The sequence below is a fragment of the Pseudomonas sp. Arb-4-2C genome (assembly GCF_055755015.1).
Genome location: NZ_CM146899.1, coordinates 76009 through 98821 on the forward strand (window position 1 = coordinate 76009; position 22813 = coordinate 98821).

21 protein-coding genes are annotated in these 22813 nt (G+C 62.1%); 3 read left to right on the forward strand and 18 right to left on the reverse strand.

Annotation, left to right across the window (positions count from 1 at the left end; all coding sequences use genetic code 11):
- Positions 1 to 58 precede the first annotated feature (58 nt).
- The 15 genes from AC0J41_RS00335 to AC0J41_RS00405 all read right to left on the reverse strand — a co-directional run bounded on the left by AC0J41_RS00335 (position 59) and on the right by AC0J41_RS00405 (position 14086).
- The gene (locus AC0J41_RS00335) at positions 59 to 784 is read right to left on the reverse strand and encodes a class I SAM-dependent methyltransferase (RefSeq protein ID WP_473014257.1); all 726 of its coding nucleotides are present in this window, start codon (positions 782 to 784) and stop codon (positions 59 to 61) included.
- A complete protein-coding gene (locus AC0J41_RS00340; protein ID WP_473014258.1) occupies positions 781 to 2028 on the reverse strand; it encodes an NAD(P)/FAD-dependent oxidoreductase in 1248 nt (415 codons plus the stop codon). Before AC0J41_RS00340 ends, AC0J41_RS00335 begins: the two co-directional genes overlap by 4 nt.
- A complete protein-coding gene (locus AC0J41_RS00345; RefSeq protein WP_473014259.1) occupies positions 2015 to 3178 on the reverse strand; it encodes a cation:proton antiporter in 1164 nt (387 codons plus the stop codon). Before AC0J41_RS00345 ends, AC0J41_RS00340 begins: the two co-directional genes overlap by 14 nt.
- Positions 3175 to 5514 carry an MMPL family transporter gene (locus AC0J41_RS00350; RefSeq protein WP_473014260.1) on the reverse strand — a complete coding sequence of 780 codons (2340 nt, stop codon included), beginning with the start codon at positions 5512 to 5514 and terminating at the stop codon, positions 3175 to 3177. Before AC0J41_RS00350 ends, AC0J41_RS00345 begins: the two co-directional genes overlap by 4 nt.
- Positions 5498 to 6100 carry an outer membrane lipoprotein carrier protein LolA gene (locus tag AC0J41_RS00355; RefSeq protein ID WP_025110243.1) on the reverse strand — a complete coding sequence of 201 codons (603 nt, stop codon included), beginning with the start codon at positions 6098 to 6100 and terminating at the stop codon, positions 5498 to 5500. Before AC0J41_RS00355 ends, AC0J41_RS00350 begins: the two co-directional genes overlap by 17 nt.
- Positions 6097 to 6522, reverse strand: a complete 426-nt coding sequence (locus AC0J41_RS00360) for an acyl-CoA thioesterase (protein WP_025110242.1) — start codon at positions 6520 to 6522, stop codon at positions 6097 to 6099. Before AC0J41_RS00360 ends, AC0J41_RS00355 begins: the two co-directional genes overlap by 4 nt.
- Positions 6515 to 8059: an HAL/PAL/TAL family ammonia-lyase gene (locus tag AC0J41_RS00365; RefSeq protein ID WP_473014261.1), complete on the reverse strand. Its 1545-nt coding sequence runs from the start codon at positions 8057 to 8059 to the stop codon at positions 6515 to 6517. The genes AC0J41_RS00360 and AC0J41_RS00365 overlap by 8 nt, the downstream gene beginning before the upstream one ends.
- Complete coding sequence (locus AC0J41_RS00370) at positions 8040 to 8987, reverse strand: LpxL/LpxP family acyltransferase (RefSeq protein ID WP_473014262.1); 948 nt, start codon at positions 8985 to 8987, stop codon at positions 8040 to 8042. The genes AC0J41_RS00365 and AC0J41_RS00370 overlap by 20 nt, the downstream gene beginning before the upstream one ends.
- Complete coding sequence (locus AC0J41_RS00375; protein WP_025110239.1) at positions 8984 to 9718, reverse strand: glycosyltransferase family 2 protein; 735 nt, start codon at positions 9716 to 9718, stop codon at positions 8984 to 8986. The genes AC0J41_RS00370 and AC0J41_RS00375 overlap by 4 nt, the downstream gene beginning before the upstream one ends.
- 119 nt (positions 9719 to 9837) lie before the next feature.
- Positions 9838 to 11517, reverse strand: coding sequence for an ApeI family dehydratase (locus AC0J41_RS00380; protein WP_473014263.1), 1680 nt, complete (start codon positions 11515 to 11517; stop codon positions 9838 to 9840).
- Positions 11514 to 12059 (reverse strand): COG4648 family protein, encoded by a 546-nt coding sequence (locus AC0J41_RS00385; protein WP_473014264.1) that lies wholly within the window; start codon positions 12057 to 12059, stop codon positions 11514 to 11516. The genes AC0J41_RS00380 and AC0J41_RS00385 overlap by 4 nt, the downstream gene beginning before the upstream one ends.
- Entirely contained in the window at positions 12056 to 12310 is a 255-nt protein-coding gene (locus tag AC0J41_RS00390; RefSeq protein WP_007909503.1) for an acyl carrier protein, read from the reverse strand. Before AC0J41_RS00390 ends, AC0J41_RS00385 begins: the two co-directional genes overlap by 4 nt.
- A gap of 9 nt (positions 12311 to 12319) precedes the next feature.
- A complete protein-coding gene (locus AC0J41_RS00395) occupies positions 12320 to 12595 on the reverse strand; it encodes a phosphopantetheine-binding protein (RefSeq protein WP_127648661.1) in 276 nt (91 codons plus the stop codon).
- Positions 12579 to 13385 (reverse strand): lysophospholipid acyltransferase family protein, encoded by an 807-nt coding sequence (locus AC0J41_RS00400; RefSeq protein WP_473014265.1) that lies wholly within the window; start codon positions 13383 to 13385, stop codon positions 12579 to 12581. The genes AC0J41_RS00395 and AC0J41_RS00400 overlap by 17 nt, the downstream gene beginning before the upstream one ends.
- Positions 13361 to 14086 carry a beta-ketoacyl synthase chain length factor gene (locus tag AC0J41_RS00405; protein ID WP_473014266.1) on the reverse strand — a complete coding sequence of 242 codons (726 nt, stop codon included), beginning with the start codon at positions 14084 to 14086 and terminating at the stop codon, positions 13361 to 13363. Before AC0J41_RS00405 ends, AC0J41_RS00400 begins: the two co-directional genes overlap by 25 nt.
- 377 nt (positions 14087 to 14463) lie before the next feature.
- Here AC0J41_RS00405 and AC0J41_RS00410 point away from each other — a divergent pair, with 377 nt between their 5' ends.
- Positions 14464 to 15234 (forward strand): ParA family protein, encoded by a 771-nt coding sequence (locus AC0J41_RS00410; RefSeq protein ID WP_025110233.1) that lies wholly within the window; start codon positions 14464 to 14466, stop codon positions 15232 to 15234.
- Positions 15235 to 16605: 1371 nt separating this feature from the next.
- On the opposite strand, the gene trxC is transcribed toward AC0J41_RS00410, so the two are convergent.
- A complete protein-coding gene (trxC, locus tag AC0J41_RS00415; RefSeq protein ID WP_473014267.1) occupies positions 16606 to 17040 on the reverse strand; it encodes a thioredoxin TrxC in 435 nt (144 codons plus the stop codon).
- Between the two features lie 193 nt (positions 17041 to 17233).
- Between trxC and AC0J41_RS00420 the strand changes: the two genes are divergently transcribed.
- A complete protein-coding gene (locus AC0J41_RS00420) occupies positions 17234 to 17530 on the forward strand; it encodes a type II toxin-antitoxin system HigB family toxin (protein ID WP_473014268.1) in 297 nt (98 codons plus the stop codon).
- Positions 17527 to 17928 carry a helix-turn-helix domain-containing protein gene (locus AC0J41_RS00425; protein ID WP_473014269.1) on the forward strand — a complete coding sequence of 134 codons (402 nt, stop codon included), beginning with the start codon at positions 17527 to 17529 and terminating at the stop codon, positions 17926 to 17928. Before AC0J41_RS00420 ends, AC0J41_RS00425 begins: the two co-directional genes overlap by 4 nt.
- A gap of 6 nt (positions 17929 to 17934) precedes the next feature.
- On the opposite strand, the gene selO is transcribed toward AC0J41_RS00425, so the two are convergent.
- Together selO and mscK are read right to left on the reverse strand one after the other, a co-directional pair.
- Positions 17935 to 19398, reverse strand: coding sequence for a protein adenylyltransferase SelO (selO, locus tag AC0J41_RS00430; RefSeq protein ID WP_473014270.1), 1464 nt, complete (start codon positions 19396 to 19398; stop codon positions 17935 to 17937).
- A 48-nt stretch (positions 19399 to 19446) separates the two neighbouring features.
- Positions 19447 to 22800, reverse strand: a complete 3354-nt coding sequence (gene mscK, locus AC0J41_RS00435) for a mechanosensitive channel MscK (protein WP_025110230.1) — start codon at positions 22798 to 22800, stop codon at positions 19447 to 19449.
- Positions 22801 to 22813: the final 13 nt, after the last annotated feature.

The window sequence follows — 22813 nt, forward strand, 5'->3', positions numbered from 1 at the left end:
CTTTCGCGAGCAAGCCCGCTCCCACAGGTGTGAATGTGTGCTGATCGATTGTGGTACATCAGAGACCACCTTCAAGCGGTTTACGCGCGACGACGTTCACCAGCGTTTCTTCGCGCTCGCCGAACGGTTTTGGCCGGCGCAATCCAAACCGCTCCAGCAAGCCGAAATCTTTCGACCGGCTCCACCACAGATACGGGTACGAGACATTGCGCTCGGCGAACTCGAAACCCTGCTGGCGAATCATCTCCAGATACTGCGCCGCGCTCTTTTGCACATGCATTGGATGGCGGAACAGCCAGCGGATCACCCAAGTATCAATGTAGGCCTCGGTGGACTCGGCGAACAGCAGGTAACCACCCGGTTTGAGCACACGATAGAACTCGGCGAGGGCCTTTTCCTGTTCGACCAGATGATGAAAGGTCTGGTGGCAGAACAGCAGATCGACACTGGCGTCCGCCACGTTGAGCGTGGCGCAGTCGCTGCCGATCAGCTCGACGTCGAAACCTTGGCGCGCCGCTTCTGCAGCGCTCAATTCAAGGCTGTGTGGGTCCGCATCGATGCCAATCAAACGCTGTGGGGCGAAGGTCTGGCGCAGATGCCGGAACGACTTGCCCTGGCCACAGCCGGCATCCAGCAGTACCGGATTGGCGGGCAGTGACTCGCTGAACAGCCCGCGCAGGTCGTTGATCGCCACGCGCAACACATGGTGCTGCCAGGTGTGGCTGCGCAGGAACCAGAAACCGAAGCGGGTTTCCTCGACGTAGCTGTCGCTCAAGTAATTCATGGGGCGTCCTTTGCACAGAGTTCGGAAATCATCTTCAGCCGGCGGCGCGCTTCGCTGACGAACGGGTTGCGTTCATCCCACGCGTAACCGGCGAGGATCGAGCAGATCATCCGGCGGATGTCCGCCTGGCTGTCTTCATGAAAAATCACGTCCTGGAAGGTGCCGGCGTACCAGCCCTCGACGTAGCAGCGAAAAGTGTCGACCCCGCGTTTGAGCGGCGCGGCGAACTCGTGCTGCCAATCAACAGCTTCGCCTTGCAACTGACGGTGCAACACCGCGGCGGCCATGCTCGCCGAGCGCATGGCGATGGTCACGCCGGAGGAAAACACCGGGTCGAGAAATTCCGCCGCGTTGCCGAGCAGGGCGAAGCCCGGGCCGTGCAGGGTTTTGACGTTGGCCGCATAACCGCCGAGGGTGCGCGCCGGGGTGTCCCACACGGCGTTGTTCAGCACGCCGGCGAGGCTTGGGGTTTGGGCGATGAAGCCGCGCAGACAAGCGTCCAGATCGCTATCACGGCCGTTGAAGTGCTCAGCGGCAGCCACTACGCCCACTGAGCAGCGACCGTTGCTGAACGGGATCGTCCAGAACCAGATGTCGCGGTGCTCTGGATGGGTGGTGACGAGGATTTTCTCGCGGTCGAAGGCCGGGTTGTCGATGTGATCTTCGACGTGGGTGAACACTGCCTGGCGCAGCGGGAAATTCGACGGTGCTTCAAGATCGAGCAAGCGCGACAACACGCGACCGTAACCGCTGGCGTCGAGCACAAAATCCGCTTCGACGCGGTATTCACTGCCGTCTTCGCGCCGCACGTCGAGCTGCGGTTTGGCCCGGTTGAAATCGACGCGGACGATGACCTCGCCATAACGGATCTCGACACCTTGCAGCGCCGCCTGATCAGCCAGCAGCGTGTCGAAATCGGCGCGCTGCACCTGGAAAGTGGTCGGCTTGCCACCGCTGAAGGTGTCGCTGAAATCGAACGCGCTGTAGCGCTCGCCCCAGGCGAACGCAGCGCCGGTCTTGCGCTGGAACCCGGCGGCGTTGACGGCGTCGAGCATGCCGGCCTCTTCGACGAAGTCCAGGCAATGACACAGCAGGCTTTCGCCGATGGAAAAGCGCGGGAAGTGCTGGCGCTCGATCACCAGCACATCGTGGCCCTTGCGCTGGAGCAGGGCGGCGGCGATGGCGCCGGACGGGCCGGCACCGATGATCACTACCTGACGACGTTGCATTTCAACGGTTGGCACGTGAACTCCCGGGCGCGGTGGCGGTGTGTTTCAGGGGCGCGCGATGCAGGCCGATCAGGGCCGGCAACAGCGTCGCGATCAGGCCCATCAGCATTAGCGCGAAGTACAGCGCCGGGCTGATCAGCTGTTGTTGCAGCAACAGGTTGAGAAAGACGATTTCGCTCAGGCCACGGATGTTCAGCAGCACGCTTTCGCGCCAGCGGCTGGCACCTTCGAACGATGCACCGGCCCAGCCCAGACCGAGCCAGTTACCGAGCAGTTTACTGGCGATCGGCAACAGTAGCAGGGCGGCCCATTGCACCGCGCCGAGGCTGGCGAGGGCACTGTGCACGTCGATCTGCACGATGCCGAACGTGAGGATCAGCGGGATCGCGATCCACGTCTGCAAACGGCTCATCCACAGCGCCGGCAATGGCAGCACCAATGGCACTTTCAACAACGCCATGCACAACAGGTAGCCGATGCCAACAATCAGTGCGTTGAGCTTGTAGTGCTCGGCCAGCACCAGCAGCGCGAAGAAGCCGAGGCTGTAGGTCAGCGGTCGACGCACGCGCAACAAGTGCAGCAGCACCGGCACACACGCCAACCCCAGCGGCAGCAACAGGCTGTTCAAATGCAGGCTGCCCTGAGCGAGGCCGAACAGTGTCCAGCAGGTCAGGTCGATCAGGATCGCGGTCTGCACCAGACGCCGCGTGGCGGCAGGTGGGTAGTCGATGTGGCGCAGGTACAGGTACAGCACCGGGATTGCGGTAATCGCGAACACCAGACCGATCGCCAGTGAATTCAGCCACGGTTGTGCCGGCAGCAGCCACCAGGCGACCACCAGCCCACAGGTGAACGGCACGGCAAAACTCGGCACGGCGATTTTCACGCTCTGGCGATCCAGGCGCAGGTCGATCACATCGCTGAGGATGTGCCCCAGCAACAGCGCGAAACTCAGGCTGTAGAGGTCTTTCAGCCACACCGGTGCAATCAGCGCGGGGCCACTGAGTTGCCAGCCCGGTTCGATCCAGAAGTACATCAACAGCGGCAAACCGAAGCTTGCCAGCAGCAACTGGCTGACGATCGGGATCAGGCCGAAATGCCGGCCGATGCGGGTCGCCACGGCGAACAGCGCCAGGGCCATCAGCCAGAAGCCGGCGACCATCACGCTGTGGGCTCCGCGACGACGGCGCTGTGGGCGTGACGCCCGGCCCACGGCGCGAGGATGAAGCTGAAGGCCAGCCCGAGGCTGACCGCCAGACCGAAATTGCTCACCGCCGGTGTGCTGGACACTGCCAGCAGACCGAACGACAGCCACGTCGTCAGCGCCGCCAGCAAGGTGCCTAGCAGGCTGACAGCGGCACCGCCGACCTGCTCGCGCATGAGGATCGCGTAATCGACGCTGATGGCCGTCACCAGCAGCAGGCCGAACAGGCTGAACAGGGTCAGCGGCTGGCCGAGCCAGCCGAGACTGGCGAGGCTGCACAGCGCCGCCAGCAGCGGCAGGGCGACGATGCGCAGCGCGCCGCCGAAGCCGAATGGCACGATCAGTACCAGCACGATCAACACGCAGGAGGCGAGTTTCAATTCGGCGGCGCTGATCTGAGTCGCGGCGAACACCTCGTTCAACTCGCCAAGGCGGTCAACCAGCATCACCCCCGGCAAGTCGAGTGCCTGCACCCGCAGCAGCGCCGGGTTGTTCAGGCCTTGCAGGCTGGTCATCGCCGCCACGCCGTCAGCGGTCGGACCGAGCCATAGCGTGCGGTAAGGCTCGCCCAGAGGGCCGGCCAGTGCCGCGTCGATGTCCTCGGCGGGCAGATTCTGCAATTGTTGCAGCTCGCTTTGCAGCTCGGCGAGCGGTACGCCGAGGTCCTGCAATGGCTGCCAGTATTGCGGCAGTTTGCGCAGTGCTTCGCGAACCTGCTGTTGCTGGCTCGGCGGGCTGAGCAGTTGATCGAGGGCCAGATAACCTTGCAGTTTGTCGAGGTTGACCAGTTGTTGCAGGCGCTCGCTCAACGCGGCCTGACGCTCCAGTAATTCCTGCTGATTGGCCCCGCGCACCAGGAAGAACTGGCTGGTCGGTTGATAGCCGGTGATGCGCGCGATGGTTTGCGCTTCGTCAGTCAGGCGTTGCGGCGCGCCGACCCACTGACGAATGTCGTTCTTGCTTTGCAGTTGCACCAGACCGCCGGCGCAGAAGGCGATCAATAGCGCCAGCAGCACCGGCGTGCGCACGTGTTCGAGCAGGGTTTCGCGCAGTTTCACCAGGCGTTCGGCCAGGCGTAGCGGCCATTGCGCGGGAAGCAGCTCGACGTTTTTCAGCAGGGCCGGCAGCAGGCACACCGCCGACAGGTAAGCGCCGAGCAATCCGGCGGCAGAGAACACCGCGATCTGCGTCAGGGCCGGGAATGGCGTCCAGGCCAACGCCAGATAACCGATGGCGCTGGTGATCAGGCTCAAGGTCAGCCCGCAGAGCGTCAGGCGCAAGGCCGGCCAACTGCGCCACGGTTTGAGGCTCCAGCTCTTCGACAGATAGTGCAGCGGGTAGTCGACTGCTACGCCGATCAGGCTGGAACCCAGCACCAGCGTCATCACATGCATGTGGCCGAACAGCGCCACGCAGGCCACCGCACCGAACAACATGCCCACCAGCACCGGCACAAACGCCAGCAACACCCGCCAGCGACGAAACACCAACAGCAGCAGCAACAGAATGCCAAGGGTGGCGCCGCCGCCGACCCAGGTCATTTCGCGAGTGGCTTGTTGCTGACCGTTGGCGGCGTAGAGCAGGCCGCTGGCGGCCAGCAGTTGCACGTCGGCTTTCGCCGCCTGCTCGCGACTGTGCTGGAGCAAGTCCGCGACTTTCAGCGGCAGGTTCATGTCGAAGGCATTGCCGGTGGTGCGCGCGCGCAACAGCACCCAACTCTTGCCGTCGGCGTCGGCGACCAGTACGCCGCTGCCGATGTCCAGCTGCACCGCGCCGTGCTTCGGCTGGCTGTTCTGGATGCGTCCGGTGAGGCCCAGCCAGTCATCCTGGCTCGGCACCAGACTGAAACCGGTGAACGGGTCGAACAGGGCCTGCACCCGTTGCTGAATAAACGCGTCAGGATGTTCGCTCAGCAGTTGCCGGTCATCCGCCGAGAGCATCGCCAGACGTCCTTGCAGCAGTTGCGTGCGCAGGGCCGGGAGGTCGGCTTGCAGGTTCCACTGGACCTTTTCGAACAGACCGCTGGCTTGCCACTGCTCGCCCAGGGTTTGTGCCATGGCGACCGCCTGCTGGCGATCGGCGTGGCCGACCAGCACCAGCATTTCCCGGTTGAGCGGTTCCTGCATGCGCTGTTCGGCACGCAGTTCGAGGGCGTCAGGGTGGGTGCCGGGCACCAGTTCCATGAGGTTGGCCGACAGCGGCGCACCGTCGCGCCACTGCCACCCGGCCAGCGCGACGACCGCCAGCAGCAGGATCAGAAACAGCCACGGCAGCCTGCGTTCACTCGGCAAAGTCATGTTGCTCCGTATCGCTCAACGGTTGGCTTGCGGTGCTGTCCTGCATGCGCAACACGGTGCTGTCGCCCTGGGTTTCCAGCAGTTCGATGGTCTGCACCAGCTCACCGCCGTCGATGTTGATCCGGTTGAACACTTGCTTGAGCAGCAACGAGCGCGGGGTCAGGGTCAGTTTCCACTGCTGTGCGTCGCCGCTCAGGGCCAGTTCGAAATCCCGTTGCAGGCCGCTGCTGTCACCTTGCAGTACCGCGAGGAACAAGCGGTTCTGCTCGGCCCCGGCGCTCTTGTTCGGCAACATCTGCCAACGGTTGCCGTCACGGCGAGCGATGCCGTTGCCGGTGATGCGGTAGTCCTGTTGCAGCGGGGTCTTGAGCAACCAGAGCAGGCCGTGACTTTTCGCCAGGACGAAGCTGCCCTTGCTGATCAACGGCTGGGGCAGGGCACGCAGGTGTTTTTCCTGGATGAACCGGCCGTGAATCACGTCCGGTTTCGCCAGTTGCTCACTTAGCTGTTGCAGGTCGAAGGCGCTGGCCAGGCTCGATACCGCGAGCAGTGCCATCGCACCCAGGCATTTGCAGATCAGGTTCATCGCAGCATCCTTTGCACCGCATCGGTGAACACTTTGGGTGAGGCCAGTTGCATCTCGCGGCTGCTGATCTCGACCGCCACTTGCACCGAGCTGGCGCGAGTCAGGCGTTCGCCGCTCTGCAGGTCGGTGATCAGGTAATTGATCTTCAACCGGTTCTCCCACTCCACCAGACTGGCGCGCACGTTCAAGCGCTGGCCGAACACCGCGCCACGCACGTAACGCAGTTGCAAGTCGATGATCGGCCAGGCATAGCCGGACTCGGACATCTGCGTGTAGTTGTGGCCGATCCGGTCGAGCAGCGCGCAACGCGCCACCTCCAGGTATTTGACGTAATGCCCGTGCCAGACCACGTGCATGGTGTCGATGTCGAAGAACGGCACGAGGATTTCCGTGTCGGCGTGCAGCACTCCGGCGCTACGCATGCAGCCTCCAGTGTTGCTCGGCAATGCGTTGCAGGCACAGGCGCAGTTCGCCTTCCAGTGCGCGGTCCTCGATGACCGGCGGGAAGTCCCTGGCAAGCTCTTCGTGCATGGCGGCCAGAGAAGGTGGCAGCGCACGTGCGTCTTCATCGCGACCCCGCAACCAGACGCCCTGATTGGCCGCGAGCAACGTGGCGGCAGCCACCTGTTCGGTCAGCTCCAGTACGCGAATTGCGTCGCGGGCGGCGATGGTGCCCATGCTCACCTTGTCCTGGTTGTGGCACTCGGTGGAGCGTGAGAACACGCTGGCCGGCATGGTGTTTTTCAACGCTTCGGCGGTCCAGGCGCTGGTGCCGATCTGCACGGCCTTGAAGCCATGGTTGATCATCGCGCGATCCGCCGGGGCGCCGGACAGGTTGCTCGGCAAACCGTGGTTGTAACGTTCATCGACCAGCAAGGCGAGTTGCCGGTCGAGCAGGTCGGCAACGTTGGCCACCAGGTTTTTCAGGCTGTCCATGGCGAAGGCGATGTGCCCGCCATAGAAGTGCCCACCGTGCAGCACACGCTCGGCTTCGGCGTCGATGATCGGGTTGTCATTGGCGCTGTTGAGTTCGGTTTCGATGAACGAACGCAGCCAGTTCAGGCTGTCGGCCAGCACGCCGAGCACATGCGGGGCGCAGCGCAGCGAGTAGCGATCCTGCAGGCGGTGCAGCGGCGCAGTCGGGGCGTCGATCGCCAGATCCTTGCGCAGCCATGCGGCGACCTGCATCTGTCCCGGATGCGGTTTGGCGGCGAACAGACGCTCGTCGAAGTGTTCCGGGTTGCCTTGTAGCGCGACCACGTTGAGCGCGGTGATGCGTGTGGCCAGTTGCAGCAGATAGTCGGCGCGGGCGAAGGCCAGGCAGGCAAGGCCGGTCATCACCGCGGTGCCGTTCATCAAGGCCAGCGCTTCTTTCGGGCGCAGCACCAATGGCGTCCAGCCGAGCTCGCGGTGCACATCGGCGGACTGGCGGCGCTCGCCACGGAACATCACTTCACGCTCACCGGACAGGGTCGCGGCGACGTAGGACAGCGGCGTCAGATCGCCGCTGGCACCCACCGAACCTTCTTCCGGAATCAGCGGCAGGACGTCATGTTCAAGAAACGCGTGCAGGCGCTCCAGCAGTTCGATTCGCACTCCGGACACGCCGTGGCACAACGACTGCAAACGCGCGGCCAGTACGGCACGGGTGGCCTGGGCGTCGAGCAGTTTGCCCAGCCCGCAACCGTGGAAGGTGTACAGATGACGGGGCAGCGCCTCGACGTGATGCAGCGGCACTGCGACCACACAGGAATCGCCGTAACCGGTGGTCACGCCGTAGATCACGCCTTCCTTGTCCAGCAGCGAATCGAGAAACCGCGCACCCTTGGCGATGCGTTCGCGGTAAGCGGCGTCGCTCTGCAACTGCACGGGCGCCTGACGGTTGGCCAGGGCCAGCACGTCTTCGATGCGCAAAGGGCGTTCGCCGAAGGTTACCGGCTCATGGGTTGGCGTCGTCATCGGTCTTCCAGAAAGGGTAAAAGTTGAACCATTGGTGCGGGGCTTCGAGGCAATAGTGACTCAGGCGCTGCGCATAGCGGGTGGCCCACTGATGAATGACCTGCTCGCGCTCGCGGCGTGTCCACACCACGCTGTCGGCGAACGGTTCGAGGGTCAGGCGATAGTGGCCGTCCGGTTGTTTCAGGCACATCAGCAAATTGACCGGGCATTTGAGCAATCCGGCCAGCAGCCACGGCCCCTGCGGGAAGGGGGCCGGGTGGCCGAGAAAGTCGACGGTGACGCTGCGCCCGCCGTGCAGCGGCACGCGGTCGCCGGCAATCGCCAGCCATTCGCCACGCTCCAGGCGTTCGTGCAGTTGCAGCATGATCACCGGGTCCAGTTCGCTGACCTGAATCAGGCGCAGATTGGTCGCCCCGGCCTCGCCCAGCAAGCGGTTGAACTGCTCGGCGTGCTTGGTGTGCACCAGCACGTTCATGGTGACCTTTTCGCCGATCTCTGCCAGCGCCCGACAGACTTCGAGGTTGCCCAGGTGCGCGCCGACCAGCAATTGCCCGCGACTGCCGCGCAACTGATTGCGCAGCAGTGCCGGGTCGATGATTTCGATCTGCTCGATGCGGATCTTGCCGTTCCACACGTCGAGCTTGTCGAGCAACGAATCGGCGAACGCCATGAACTGGCCGAATACCCGCCAGTGGCTCGGGCGCAGATCGTCGCGCTGGCTCCAGTCGGCCAGACGCTGCTGGTATTGCCAGGCACTGCGTCGGGCGATACGGCCGAACAGAAAAAAGTACAGGACGATGCCATACAGCAACGGACTGAGCAGGCGCCGGCCAAGCACTTTGGCGGCCAGCGCGGTGAATTTCATCAGCAGGAAACTGCCGCGCTCCTCGCGGTCGGCCCAGTGCTTCTTGTCGGTCTCGATGCTCATGTCCGCCACCGGCGCCAGAGGATCAGCGGCAGGCGCAGCACCATGCCGAAGAACAACCGGGTATGCATACTGGAAATCAGCGCGTTGTCGTGGAACAGACGGAAGTGCGAAACGCCGTCCAGCGGGTAATGCACGCTGGTCTGCAGCCAACGCATCGGCTGATTGCGCCACGACAGGCGCACCAGAATGTCCGAGTCGAAATCCATCCGCTTGCCGACCCGAGCCGAGTCGATCACCGCCAGTGTCGGGGCCAGCGGATACACGCGAAAACCACACATCGAATCGCGGATCTGCAGCGACAGCGTGTTGATCCAGACCATCACGTGGGTCAGATAACGCGCGTACAGACGGCCCTTGGGCACGCTTTCGTCGAACAGTGGATAGCCGCAGATCATCGCGTCCGGATGAGCGCGGGACTCCTCGATGAAACGCGCGACGTCGTGCAAGTCGTGCTGACCGTCGGCGTCGACCTGCAAGGCATGGCTGAACCCCAGGCGCGCCGCTTCGCGCAAACCGGTCATCACCGCGCCGCCCTTGCCCTGATTGAGGGTCAGGCGCACCAGGTGCACATTGTCGCGCTCGGCCAGCGCATCGAGCACCTTTGCGCAGGAGGGTGTGCTGGCGTCGTCCACCAGAATGCACGGCAGGTGTTGCGCGAGCAGGGCGTCGACGACAGTGCCGATCGCGGTTTCGTGGTTGTAGACCGGGATTACGGCGCAAGGGTTATGCATACCGATTCTCCACAGGAAGACTGCAATGACCGCTTCGCGAGCAGGCTCGTTCCCACATGAGATCGCGGTTTCTGTGGGAGTGAGCCTGCTCGCGATTGAGTGCGCAGCACTCACCAGGGTCAATCATGCTCTACATCCAAAAGAATCCGCCCACTTGAGCACGTCGCCGTGTCATTGCGATAAGCGAAATACAACTTGCTGCGCTCAGAATCGAAGCGCAGGTGCAGCTGGATTTCATCGCCGGGGCGCACCAGTTGCTGGAATTTCAGCACTTCCATGCCGGCAAATGCGCCGGGCAGGTTCAGCAATTGGCGGCCGAGGTTCAACGCCCACTCCACTTGCACGACGCCGGGCAAGACCGGGGCCTTGGGGAAGTGGCCGCTGAAGTAGGCCAGATCCGGCGGCACGCTCAGTTGCAGACTCCATTCGCCGTCGGTTTCGACCTGCTCCAGCACTTCTGGGGTCTTGGGCCGTGGCGCCAGCAGCAGGGCATCGACTTCGGCCTGAGGCAGTTTGCCTTGCGCGTTCATCGGCAATTGCCGCAGCAGACGCCAGCGACGCGGCAGGGCCAGGGCTTCGCAATGTTGGCTCAGGTGTTTGCGCAGGGCTTCGGTGAGACTGCGGCGGCCGTGTTCACGCAAGGCGAACAAGCCGTTCTCGCTGAGCACCAACAGGGCACCGAGGACTGCGCGGTTTTCCTGGACCACGCCCAGCCGTGCTTCGGCGACCCAGTCGTGGGCGACGAGGGCTTGTTCAAGCATGGGCAGGGAAATACGTTTTTCTTCGAGTTTGACGATGCGGTCCAGCCGACCCAGCAATTCGAAACGACCGTCGGCGGCAATGCGCGCAGCGTCGGCGGTGTGTTCGACATGTCCGGCGGGTAGATACGGTGAAGCGATCAACAGCGAACCGTCGCGGTCCTGAGTCAGTGCGACGCCAGTGAACGGCTGCCATAGATTTGTGCCCTGACGCCAGGCAATGCCGCCGGTTTCCGAGCTGCCGAGGATTTCCGTCGGCCACTGTTGCAAGCGTTGTTGCAGGCTTTGCGCGGCATCTGCCGGCAATGCGCCACCGGAGGAAAACACCCGGCGCACGGCACTCAGGGCTGGCCAGTCGAGATTGTCGCCCATGCGTTTGAGCAGGGCCGGGCTGCCGACCCAGGCGAAGGCCGGGTGTTCGCGGCTGGCGCGTTGCAGATCTTCCGGAAACGCCAGTTGCTTGCGCACGAACGGACGCCCGGCGCACAGCGGCCACAGCACGCGGAACAACAAACCGTAGATGTGCTGTGTGGCGACGCTGCCGATGATCCACGCTTCACCGAGATCGGCGCCCCACAGTTGTTCCAGCGCCTCGACCTCGTTGGCCAGTTGGCGCAGGGTCTTGTCGATGCGCTTGGGTTCGCCGCTGGAACCGGAGGTGCACAGGCTCAGGCGGCACTGCTCGAGATCCAGTTCAGCGCCGGGCAGGGGCGGCTGCAGCAGGTCGTTCAAGTGCACATCAGCGGGCTGATCGGTCAGCCACAGGTCGACTTCACTCGACCAGCGCTGACGGGTCTGCGCTTGCAGATCCGCCGGCAGCAACACACTGACGCCCGCGCGCCATGCACCGAGCAGTGCGATGCCGAGGTCGGCGGCATCGTCCAGATGCACCGCCATGCGCTGCACGCCGCGTGCTTGCAGGCCGGCGGCGACGCTCAACGCCTGTTCGTGCAGTTGCGCGTGGTCGAGCGCCGGAGCGTCGGTGATCACTCGCCCTGGCAGGGCCTTGAGCAACAGGTGCTCAAGTTTTTTCCAGTTCATTTACGGCCTCTTACCCGTTGTCGTATCAGCCATTCAATGGCAAACATCAGGCCGATCAATCCGTAGGAGATCAGGCCGGTGTACAACATCCACCAATTCAGCGGCGCCCACAGGGTCAGGAGGGCGGCGCACAAACCGTTGCAGAAGAAAAACACGCTCCAGGCCACGGTGACCTGGCGGGTGTAGCGGATCGCCTCGGGCGGCAGTTGCGGCTCGCGGATCCGCGCCAGGCGCTCGACCATCGGCGGGCCGTATTTCAGGCTCAGGCTGAACAGCACCAGCATGAAGCTGCTGATCAATACCGGGTACCAACGCAGCAACAGCGGGCTGTCGAACAGGGCCAGCAACAGGCAGAACGTGATTGCCACACAGGCCATCCACAGGCTGCCGGGCTTGCGCTCGCCCGTCAGCGCGCGCGCCAGCCACAGGCTGCCCAGCAGCAGCCCGAACTGCCACGGGGCGAAGTGCTCCATGCCGAAATACACCGCAAAGGGGTACAGCAGACCTGCCAGCAGCAGGCCGAGGCCGATCAATCGGCTCATGCGGCCGGTTGAACCAGACGGTAGACCGCCTCGACTACGTCACCGACAGTACGCACCGATTTGAATTCTTCGGCGGCGATTTTCTTGCCGGTCTGGCGCTTGATGTGATCGATCAGATCGACCGCATCGATGCTGTCGATTTCCAGATCCTGATACAGGTTTGACTCCAGGCTCACGCGAGCCGGATCCAGTTCGAACAGCTCGACCAGGGCATCGCGCAGGGTGTTGAAAATATCGTCACGAGTTTGCATGGTCCGGTCTCAAGCTGCCTGTTTTGCCGTGACGAACGCCGCAAGGCTCGCCACGTTGGTGAAGTGGTTACGGGTGTCTTTGGCGTCGGCGTCGATCTTGATGCCGTACTTTTTCTGGATCGCCAGACCCAGTTCCAGCGCGTCGACGGAATCCAGGCCCAGGCCTTCGCCAAACAGGGTCTGCTCGTCGCCGATGTCGTCGACGCTGATGTCTTCGAGGCCCAGGGCATCGATGATCAGCAGTTTGATGTCGCGCACCAGGCCCGGGTTATTCAGATCGCTCATCTTCGGCGAGCTCCTTAATGAAGTAAGAGTGCAAATAATCGTTGAGCTTGCGCGAGGCCTGCGGTGCCGGCCCCTGCGTGGCGAAAGTCTGTGGGTCTATATCGGCCCCGACACGAAAACTGAAGTGCACGCGGCGGCTGGGGATCCGATACCAGGGTTCGGCCTTGGTCAGGGTGGTCGGGCTGACCTTGATAACCACCGGAGTCAGGATTTTCGCACCGCGCAGGGCAATCGCCGCGGCCCCCCGATGAAAGGCCGGTGCCTGCCCTGGCTGGGTGCGCGTGCCCTCGGGAAAAATGATCAGGGTCTGGCCGTTCTGCAGGGACTCGGCGGCGGCGTCGAGCATGTCCATGCTGCCGTCATTGCTGATGTACTCGGTGCTGCGCAGCGGGCCACGGGTGAAGGGGTTTTCCCACAGGCTTTTCTTCACCACGCAATTGGCCTGGCGCACCAGGCCGATCAGGAACACCACATCAATCAGCGACGGGTGGTTGGCGATGATCATCTGCCCCGGGCGACCAAGGCGTTCCGCCCCTTGAATGTCGTAGGTCAGCACGCCAGTACGGGCCATGAACCGCACAAAAAACCAGAACAGCCGACTGACCGTCTGCCGTGCGCGCTGGCGATGTTTCAGCGCATCGCCGGGCAGACAACCGAGCAACGGAAACACCAACAGGCGCAGGCACAGCCCGCCCAGCCCGAACAGAGCGAAACTCGCGGCGGTGGCCAGCAGACGCCAGTAGTAGGCGTCGCGGTTTTTCTCGGTCACGGGTTGCGTTGCCAGGTCCATACACGATTTTTCCAGGCATGTTGGCAATGGGGTTGCTGGCCGAGCAGGGTACGCAACAGATTCAGCGCGTGCGGCCAGTGCGCTTTGGACACTGCTTCTGTGCCGCTGTTCAGGGTCAGCCGCCAGTCGGTACCGGGGGTGATCAACAAACCGAGCGCATAGGGAAAAGGCACGTCGTCGATCCACTGCGAGTAGGCTTGGGGCGGCTGTTCTTCGGTGATGATCAGCAGCACTGCCGGAGCGCCTTCGTAGAGCAGGGCCGCGGCTTCAAGCATGCCGTGCTCCAGGCCATCGCCGGCTGCCGCGAGGGCGGTCATTTCGCTGGTTTCACCGCGCATGATCGACCACAGGCCGATGATCGCGTTGTGCACCGACAGGCTGAACTGGGTGGGCGACAACGGTTCGTCCTTGGCCAGATCGCTGAGGATTTCGAAGGTGCGCGGGGTTTCGCCGTGCCGCGAAACAAACACCAGCGGCAGGTTTTCCCGTCCGTCGGCCAGCGGCCAGCCAACACTGAACGCCATCCGCGCCAGGCGACTGAGGCGCCGGCGTTGCATGGCCGGGAGGAACGACACATCGGGCGCGGCATCGCTGCTCTGGAGCACAACCGGCTGTCGGCTCCAGGCCTGCCAGGCGTCCACGCTGTCGAGCCCTGGAGCCCACGCGCGCCATTGGGCGATGTTGAAGTTGATCACGGACATTTATCCCGCCCCTGCGGGCTTTTATTGACGCGTTGAGTCGCCAAAGCCGCAGCCGGGCTGTGCTGACGTTACCGGACGCAGCGTGGCGCCTGACGTTCGGGTGGCGCGCATTATCCCGGTGCGACGAGTGTGTAGCAAATGCTGGTTACATTTTGCGCAGCTGAATGTACCGAATAGTTCGTGGAAAAAATGTCACTTGGCCATTATCCGGGTCGTCAGCGGTTTGTCTGTCGGGCATCCCGACGATCAATGGCCGTTTTTGCTCCATCACCATGGGGATATTTGCACCTGACTCTGTAGTCCGCGTCCATGGAGGTAGCGAAGCCGAGCTGCGCGCATCTACACTCGGTCATTCTTTGATACACGGAGGTTTTGTCATGCGGCGCGTGGTGTTCAATCAGAAAGGTGGCGTGGGCAAATCCAGCATTGCCTGCAATCTGGCGGCGGTCAGCGCCAGCGAGGGCTATCGCACGCTGTTGGTGGATCTCGATGCCCAGGCCAACTCCACTCAGTATCTGACGGGGCTCACCGGGGATGACATTCCGATGGGCATTGCCGACTTCTTCAAGCAGACCCTGTCTTCAGGGCCGTTCTCGAAGAAAAATCAGGCGGATATCTACGAAACCCCGTTCGACAACCTGCACATCATCACCGCCACCGCCGAACTGGCTGATCTGCAGCCCAAGCTTGAGGCCAAGCACAAGATCAACAAGCTGCGCAAGTTGCTGGACGAGTTGTCAGAAGATTACGACCGGATCTATCTCGACACCCCGCCCGCACTGAATTTTTATGCGGTGTCGGCATTGATTGCCGCCGATCGTGTGTTGATTCCCTTCGATTGCGACAGCTTCTCGCGGCAGGCGCTGTACGGGTTGCTGGCGGAGATCGAAGAGTTGAAGGAAGACCACAACGAAGGCCTGGAAGTCGAAGGCATTGTGGTCAACCAGTTCCAGGCTCGGGCCAGCCTGCCGCAGCAGATGCTTGATGAGTTGATCGCTGAAGGCTTGCCGGTGCTGCCGGTGTATCTGAGCAGCTCGGTGCGCATGCGTGAATCGCACCAGGCCAGCACGCCGCTGATCCACCTCGACCCGCGGCACAAGCTGACGCAGCAATTCGTCGAGCTGCATAACCTGCTCGAAGACGCCTGATACCTCGAATTACGCATGGATCCCCCTGTGGGAGCGGGCTTGCTCGCGAAGGCATTCTGTCAGTTGATAGATGGGCTGACTGACACTCCCTCTTCGCGAGCAGGCTCACTCCTACAGTGGTTTCAGGTGTGTCAGATACCCTGGCCCCCCTGTGGGAGCGGGGTGTGTCAGATACCCTGGCTGCGCAGCCACGCCATCAACTGCGGCAACGGACGCCCCACTCGGCCTGACGTTCTGAGACGCGCCTGATCCCCCTGTGGGAGCGGGCTTGCTCGCGAAGGCATTCTGTCAGTTGATAAATCGGCTGACTGACACTCCCTTTTTGCGAGCAAGCCCGCTCCCACAGTGGGTTTTTGGGGTGTATCAGATACCTTGGCTGCGCAGCCACGCCATCAACTGCGGCAACGGACGCCCCACTCGGCACACGCTTTGCCTGACGCTCTGAGACGCGCCTGATCCCCCTGTGGGAGCGGGCTTGCTCGCGAAGGCATTTTGTCAGTTGATAAATCGGCTGACTGACACTCCCTCTTCGCGAGCAAGCCCGCTCCCACAGTGGGTTTTCGGGTGTGTCAGATACCTTGGCTGCGCAGCCACGCCATCAACTGTGGCAACGGACGCCCCACTCGGCACACGCTTTGCCTGACGCTCTGAGACGCGCCTGATCCCCCTGTGGGAGCGGGCTTGCTCGCGAAGGCATTCTGTCAGTTGATAGATGGGCTGACTGACACTCCCTCTTCGCGAGCAAGCCCGCTCCCACAGTGGGTTTTGGGGTGTGTCAGATACCCTGGCTGCGCAGCCACGCCATCAACTGCGGCAACGGACGCCCCACTCGGCCTGGCGCTCTGAGACGCGCCTGATCCCCCTGTGGGAGCGGGCTTGCTCGCGAAGGCATTTTGTCAGTTGATAAATCGGCTGACTGACACTCCCTCTTCGCGAGCAAGCCCGCTCCCACAGTGGGTTTTGGGGTGTGTCAGATACCCTGGCTGCGCAGCCATGCCATCAACTGCGGCAACGGACGCCCCACTCGGCCTGACGTTCTGAGACGCGCCTGATCCCCCTGTGGGAGCGGGCTTGCTCGCGAAGGCATTCTGTCAGTTGAGAAATGGGCTGACTGACACTCCCTCTTCGCGAGCAAGCCCGCTCCCACAGTGGGTTTTGGGGTGTGTCAGATACCCTGGCTGCGCAGCCACGCCATCAACTGCGGCAACGGACGCCCCACTCGGCACACGCTTTGCCTGACGCTCTGAGACGCGCCTGATCCCCCTGTGGGAGCGGGCTTGCTCGCGAAGGCATTCTGTCAGTTGATAGATGGGCTGACTGACATTCCCTCTTCGCGAGCAAGCCCGCTCCCACAGTGGGTTTTCGGGTGTGTCAGATACCTTGGCTGCGCAGCCATGCCATCAACTGTGGCAACGGAAACGCCCCGCTCTGGCGCGCCACTTCGCGGCCATTTTTGAACAGAATAAGGCTCGGAATGGAACGAATCCCCAACTGCGCCGACAACTGCTGATTGGCTTCGCTGTCGAGCTTGGCCAGTCGGCACTTGCCCGCCAACTGCGCAGCAGCCTGTTCGAACACCGGTGCGAACGACTTGCATGGCCCGCACCAGTCCGCCCACACGTCCACCAACAGCGGCAGATCACCCTTGATCTGACTGATGTAGTCGCCTTGCTTGAGTTCGAATGGCTTGCTCAGCAGCACAGTGGATTTGCAGCGCCCGCACTTCGGCTGATCACCCAGGCGTTCGGCGGGGATGCGGTTGAGGCCGTTGCAGGCGGGGCAGGGGATGAGGAGTGGGTTGGTCATGAACGAGGTCCAGTGAAGGGCGATAAACCCTAGTTGGAGACGTTTGCTCATATTTTCAATGACGCGGTTTTCGACTTGAGACCTAGGCTGAAACATACCAGGCGAGCCCGTTGGTCTATCTGCCTCTATCGCAACTTGCGATAATTTTGATCTGTGATTAACTCTCCATAGCAAAATGCGATAAGGATGTTGCATGCATGTCATCACCGAAAAACGAATACGGGAAGCGAAGGACAAGTGGCCCAATGCAGGCACCGCACTGGATCACTGGCTAGAGGTGGCGAAAGGAGGCAAACCTTCGGACTTTGCGGCGATGAGGGCTCTGTTCCCCGCCGTCGATAAAGTGGGGGAGTTTCATGTTTTCGATATTGGCGGTAATAAGCTGAGGTTGATCGCATACGTCAGATATCGAGCTCAAAAGCTCTACATCAAACATTTGTTGGATCACCGCGAATACGATTGCGGCAGATGGAAGGAAGGAAAGACATGAGTGTTCTGATCAAAAAAGCCGCCGAGCACTGGGAGTTCGTCTCGCCGTTGCTGCGCAAGCCGAAAAACGAAGACGATTACGACATGCTGGTTCGGGCGCTTGACGAATTGCTCGAGATGACCGGTGTTGATGAGTCCCATCCACTGATGAGTCTGGTGGATATCATTGGTGACTGGATTGAAGAGTGGGATCGCACGCATCATCCGGCACCTAAACCACCAGGTCATGAGGTGTTGGGATATTTGATGCGTGAGCATGGTTTGACCCAGAGCGATTTGCCCGGGGTCGGTACTCAGTCAGTTGTTTCGGAAATCCTGAGCGGCAAGCGGCAGTTAAATTTGCGGCAGGTTCGCTGGCTGGCCGAATTTTTCAAGCTACCTGTAGACGTATTTGTCTAAGGTGTTTCAAGACGAACAACTGATCTCCAGATGCTTGCCCCACTCCGGCGGCCGCTCGGCATAACCTTCCATCCCCGGCTGCTCGTCGAACGGCTTGCTCAGCACTGCATGCAGGCGGCGGACCTCTGAGTAGTCGCCTTGTTCGGCGGCGTCGATAGCCTTTTGCGCCAAATAGTTGCGCAGGATGTACAGCGGGTTGACCGCATGCATCCGCGTGCGGCGTTGTTCTTGATCGTTCTCCCCATCGCGTGCAACCCGGGCCACATAACGCTCGCCCCAGGCATCGAAGCCCTTGATGTCGACGAAGTCATCGCGCAGTCGGGCGACGGTTTTTTCCGCTGACTCTTCGCCGAGACGCCGGAAGAACAGCGTGTAATCGACGCCGCTGTTCTGCATCAGTTGCAGCAGGTTTTCCAGGAGCTGTTGGTCATCATCCTCGGCGGTGGTGAAGCCGAGGCGGCGGCGCATCAGGTCCAGGTAATGCGCCTGGAACAGTGGCAGGTACAGGCCGAGGGTTTCGCGCAGGGCTTCCACGCTGATGAACGGTGTCAGGGCCTGGGCCAAGGCGCTGAGGTTCCACTGGCCGATCGGCACCTGATTGCTGAATGAGTAGCGGCCCTGATCGTCCGAGTGGTTGCAGATGAAGTTGGCGTCGAAATCGTCGAGGAAGGCGAACGGGCCGAAGTCGAAGGTGATGCCGAGGATCGACATGTTGTCGGTGTTCATCACCCCGTGGCAGAAGCCGTAGGCCTGCCACTTGGCGATCAGTTCGGCATTGCGCTCGACGATCTCGCGGAACATCGCCAGATACGGTTCCGGTTGTTCCAGGCACTCGGGGAAATGCATCGCCAGCACGTGCTCGCCGAGCTGCTTTTGCTGCTCGGGACGCTTGGTGTAATAGAAATACTCGAAGTGGCCGAAGCGAATATGGCTCGGCGCCAGACGCAGCACCATCGCCGCGCGTTCCTGCCTCTCGCGCCACACCGGGGTGTCGGAGCCGATCACGCAGGCCGCTCGCGAAGACGGAATGTTCAGCGCGTGCAGCGCTTCGGAGGCGAGGAACTCGCGGATCGACGAACGCAGCACCGCACGGCCATCGCCCATGCGCGAAAACGGTGTTTGCCCAGCGCCCTTGAGGTGCAGGTCCCAGTGCTCGCCGGCGTTGTTGTAGACCTCGCCGAGCAGCAAGCCTCGGCCATCGCCCAGTTGCGGCGTATAGCCGCCGAACTGGTGCCCGGAATAGACCATCGCCCGTGGCTCGGCATCGGCCCACAGCGTGTGGCCGCCAAACAGTTCGGCAAACTCTTGGGTTTCGGCGGTCGCCGGGTCGAGATCCAGCAAGGCCATGGCCGCCGGGCTGGCGACGACCAGACGCGGGTTGTCGATCGGTTCGGGCAGCACGTGGGCGGAGAACGCATCGCCCAGGCGAGCGAAGCGATTGTCGAAGGTCAGTTCGTCGAGGGCTTTCAAGGGCCGGCTCCAGCAGAATGTCCGAGCATTCTGCTGGGATTAGACCGGTTAGTCGAGTTTGGCTGGCGGCGGCTCTTGCAGCGGTTTTTGTTCGCCGCTGATCGGGACGATGGTTTTGCTGTCGTCCTCGACCGGCACCAACTTGTATTCCTGACCGTGGAGGTTCTTCAGGTACACCTCCATCTGGCGGAACGAGATGTTGATGTGCTGCTTCTTGAACTCGCGGTTGATGAAGCGGTTCACTTCGTCGATCACCGGATTGCGGTCACCGAGGTCACGCACGTGCATGCGCAGCTCATGATCGAGGGTGCTTTCGCCGAAGTTGAGGAAGTACACGTGCGGCTCGGGCTCTTTGAGAACACGCGGGTTTTCCCGGGCAGCCTTGAGCAGCAGTTCCTTGACCAGATCCAGATCGGAGCCGTAATCCACGCCGAGTTTCAGCGTCACCCGGGTGATGGTGTCGGTCAGCGACCAGTTGATCAGTTGCCCGGTGATGAACGTCTTGTTCGGGACAATGATGTCCTTGCGGTCGAAGTCGGTGATGGTCGTGGCACGGATGCGGATCTTGCTCACCGTGCCCGAGAGGTTGCCGATGGTGATGGTGTCACCGATCCGCACCGGGCGTTCGAACAGGATCATGATGCCGGAGATGAAGTTCGCGAAGATCTCCTGCATGCCGAAACCGAGGCCCACCGAGAGCGCCGCCACCAGCCATTGCAACTTGTCCCAGCTCACGCCGAGGGTCGACAGGGTGGAGACGAAACCGACGCCGGCGATCACATACGACAGCAACGTCGTGGTCGCGTAGGCACTGCCCTGCGCGAGGTTGAGTTTCGACAGCACGAACACTTCGAGCAGACCCGGCAGGTTGCGCGCCAGGGCGAAGGTGATGCCGATGATGATCAGCGCACCGAGCATGTCGCCGATGCTGATCGGCACCATGCTCATGTTGGCGCCGGTGCCGCTGGTGTATTCGTAGAGGGTGATGTTGTCGAGGTACGAGAACACCGAAATCAGGTCGGCCCAGACCCAGTACAGCGCGGCGATGAAGCCGCCGAGCAGTGCCAGGCGGATCAGACGCAGCGACTGTTCGTTGACCTTTTCGATGTCCAGCGTCGGCTCTTCGATCACCGCTTCGCCGTCGCCGGCCTCTTTGGCCGCCTGACGTTTGGCCAGCGCGCGCTGGTAGGCCAGACGGCGTGCGGCGACCGCCAGACCACGGACGAAGGTGGCTTCGATCACCAGCCAGAACATCAGCAGGTACAGGGTGTTGATCAGCCGGTCGCTGAGTTTCAGCGCGGTGTAGTAGTAGCCGAAGCACACCGCGACGAACAGGGCGATCGGCAGCAGGGTGAACATCACACCGACAGCCTTGCGGAACAATGAGGTGTTTTCGTGGGCCGGGCTGCTGATCAGCAGGCGGCTGAGCAGCCACGCCATCAGGGCGTAGCAGGTCAGTACCACCGGCATGCCGATTACGTCGTCGGCCAGCGCCGCCGGTTGCAGCTCGGCGACGGCCACCACGGTTACCAGCGCCATCACCACCAGCCCGAGGCGCCGGATCCAGCCCTGAAGGAACTCGACCTGCGGCTTGTCCCAGCGGAAGTGCAACTCGGCCACGCCGCCTGGCGAGAGAATCCGGTAGGCGGTGTAGAACACCAGCCACGCCTGACCCATTTGCAGCAGTGCTGCGCCCATGTTGGCGTTCTGCCCGCGGGCGTCGATCTGCAAGGCCAGACCGCACAGCGCTAGGCCAAGGGCGACCGGCATCGCCAGCAGAATGTTGATCAGGATCGCCTGCGGCGTGTGCCACTGGCTGTCACGCTTGAAGTGACCGATGTCCTGGTGAACCTTGTTCAACCGCGCGTATAGCGCCTTGCGCCGCCACAACAGGGCGCCGATCAGCAAGGCCAGCGGCAGGAACAGCAGCGGGCGCTGGGTCAGGCCGTCGGTCAGCTCGCTCAGGCTCGACGCCAGCGGCAGCGTGTCGATCTGGCGCTTGAGCCGCTCTGGGACGCTGCGAATCCATTCCGTGTCCAGCGGCTTGTTGCTGGGAATCCAGAACATCTGCTCGTCCAGGGTCGCGCGCAGGCTTTGCGCGGTGCTCAGCAGTTGTTTCTGGTTCAGTTGCAGGGTGATCGATTCATTGAGCATCGCGCTCAGTTCGCGGCTCAGCCGCTCCAGCAGATCGACACGGGTGTTGGCCAGCTCCAGCAGACTCTTGCGAAGCTGTGGCGTGACCTGCTCTGGCGGCTGGGTGGACAGCAGGTTGTCGACGTAAGTCGTTGGATTGCTCAGCTGTTCGCGCTGTTGGTTGATCTCGAATTGATACAGACGAATGTCGGCGATCTGATCCGCGAGGTCGCGGTCGACCTTGAGGCGCGGCAGCGCCTGTTTCTGCTTATAGAGAATCTTCGACAGCAGCAGGCTGCCCTTGAGCACGTTGATCTGTTCGTCGAGGGCCGAGTCGCTTTGGGTCACGCTGTCCAGTTGCTGCTTGGTCTGCAGATTCTGCTGGGTCAGCTCGTTGAGGCGGTCAGTGCTTTTGAGCAGGTAGTCGGAGAGCTTGAGGTTGGCCGCGCTTTCAGTGGCGAGCAGGGTGCTGCTGCCCGATTTCTGGGCCTCGATCGACTGCTGCGTCACGGTTTCCTGAGACAGGGTCAAACGCTTCTGGTTGATCAGGGTTTGCAGTTCCTGGATCTCATGGTCCAAGCGATCGGATTTTTCCGAGAGCAGGTCATGCTGGCTGTTGCCCAGATCCTGCAATTGGTTGTTGCCGGCCAGTTCCTGGCGGCGCAACGGGATCAGCGCATTGAGCGCCGCCAGCTCGGCATTGAGCAGGTCGCGCTGCTCGCCGCTCAGGGTTTTGCCGCTGTCCTTGCCGGTCTTGAGGATGCCGTTGATCTGCTGGATGCGCGTCTGGCTGCTGGCGATTTCTGCCTGGGCGCGTTCCGGGCGAGTCTGGGCCGTGATGATCAGGCTGTTGGCGTCGGCCAGGGCTTTTTGCAGATCGCTTTGCTGGGTCGAGCGCTCGGTGAGCATCTGTTCCAGCTGCTGAATGTTTTCCTTGGTAAAGCGTTGCGCCACCGGCACCACGGCAGTGGCTTTGAGTCGCGCCAGCTCACGCGTGTTCTCGATCGTCTGCTTCGGCGCGGTGGCCAGTTGTTGCTTGAGATCGATCAGCTTCTGCTCATAGTCACGCCGGTTGTTGAGCTGGTTCAGCGTGTTTTGCAGGACTGTTTGTAGGGCCTTCTTGTCGGCCTCGGGCAGTTTGCTGTCGGTAAGCTTGTCCAGGCTGGCCTGCACGGCTTCGCTGGACGGCGGTTCGGCGGCGTACAGCGGGCCGACGGAAAGACTCAGGCCCAGCAGGGCCGCGAAAAAGAAGGAGCGCAGGGTAGGCATAGAGACCGGTCAA

What these genes read in the sequence shown, in the direction of transcription:
- AC0J41_RS00335 (WP_473014257.1), bottom strand. Translation starts at nt 784, where the DNA reads ATGAATTACTTGAGCGACAGCTACGTCGAGGAAACCCGCTTCGGTTTC.
- AC0J41_RS00350 (WP_473014260.1), bottom strand. Translation starts at nt 5,514, where the DNA reads ATGACTTTGCCGAGTGAACGCAGGCTGCCGTGGCTGTTTCTGATCCTG.
- AC0J41_RS00355 (WP_025110243.1), bottom strand. Translation starts at nt 6,100, where the DNA reads ATGAACCTGATCTGCAAATGCCTGGGTGCGATGGCACTGCTCGCGGTA.
- AC0J41_RS00360 (WP_025110242.1), bottom strand. Translation starts at nt 6,522, where the DNA reads ATGCGTAGCGCCGGAGTGCTGCACGCCGACACGGAAATCCTCGTGCCG.
- AC0J41_RS00365 (WP_473014261.1), bottom strand. Translation starts at nt 8,059, where the DNA reads ATGACGACGCCAACCCATGAGCCGGTAACCTTCGGCGAACGCCCTTTG.
- AC0J41_RS00370 (WP_473014262.1), bottom strand. Translation starts at nt 8,987, where the DNA reads ATGAGCATCGAGACCGACAAGAAGCACTGGGCCGACCGCGAGGAGCGC.
- AC0J41_RS00375 (WP_025110239.1), bottom strand. Translation starts at nt 9,718, where the DNA reads ATGCATAACCCTTGCGCCGTAATCCCGGTCTACAACCACGAAACCGCG.
- AC0J41_RS00380 (WP_473014263.1), bottom strand. Translation starts at nt 11,517, where the DNA reads ATGAACTGGAAAAAACTTGAGCACCTGTTGCTCAAGGCCCTGCCAGGG.
- AC0J41_RS00385 (WP_473014264.1), bottom strand. Translation starts at nt 12,059, where the DNA reads ATGAGCCGATTGATCGGCCTCGGCCTGCTGCTGGCAGGTCTGCTGTAC.
- AC0J41_RS00390 (WP_007909503.1), bottom strand. Translation starts at nt 12,310, where the DNA reads ATGCAAACTCGTGACGATATTTTCAACACCCTGCGCGATGCCCTGGTC.
- AC0J41_RS00395 (WP_127648661.1), bottom strand. Translation starts at nt 12,595, where the DNA reads ATGAGCGATCTGAATAACCCGGGCCTGGTGCGCGACATCAAACTGCTG.
- AC0J41_RS00400 (WP_473014265.1), bottom strand. Translation starts at nt 13,385, where the DNA reads ATGGACCTGGCAACGCAACCCGTGACCGAGAAAAACCGCGACGCCTAC.
- AC0J41_RS00405 (WP_473014266.1), bottom strand. Translation starts at nt 14,086, where the DNA reads ATGTCCGTGATCAACTTCAACATCGCCCAATGGCGCGCGTGGGCTCCA.
- AC0J41_RS00410 (WP_025110233.1), top strand. Translation starts at nt 14,464, where the DNA reads ATGCGGCGCGTGGTGTTCAATCAGAAAGGTGGCGTGGGCAAATCCAGC.
- trxC (WP_473014267.1), bottom strand. Translation starts at nt 17,040, where the DNA reads ATGACCAACCCACTCCTCATCCCCTGCCCCGCCTGCAACGGCCTCAAC.
- AC0J41_RS00420 (WP_473014268.1), top strand. Translation starts at nt 17,234, where the DNA reads ATGCATGTCATCACCGAAAAACGAATACGGGAAGCGAAGGACAAGTGG.
- AC0J41_RS00425 (WP_473014269.1), top strand. Translation starts at nt 17,527, where the DNA reads ATGAGTGTTCTGATCAAAAAAGCCGCCGAGCACTGGGAGTTCGTCTCG.
- mscK (WP_025110230.1), bottom strand. Translation starts at nt 22,800, where the DNA reads ATGCCTACCCTGCGCTCCTTCTTTTTCGCGGCCCTGCTGGGCCTGAGT.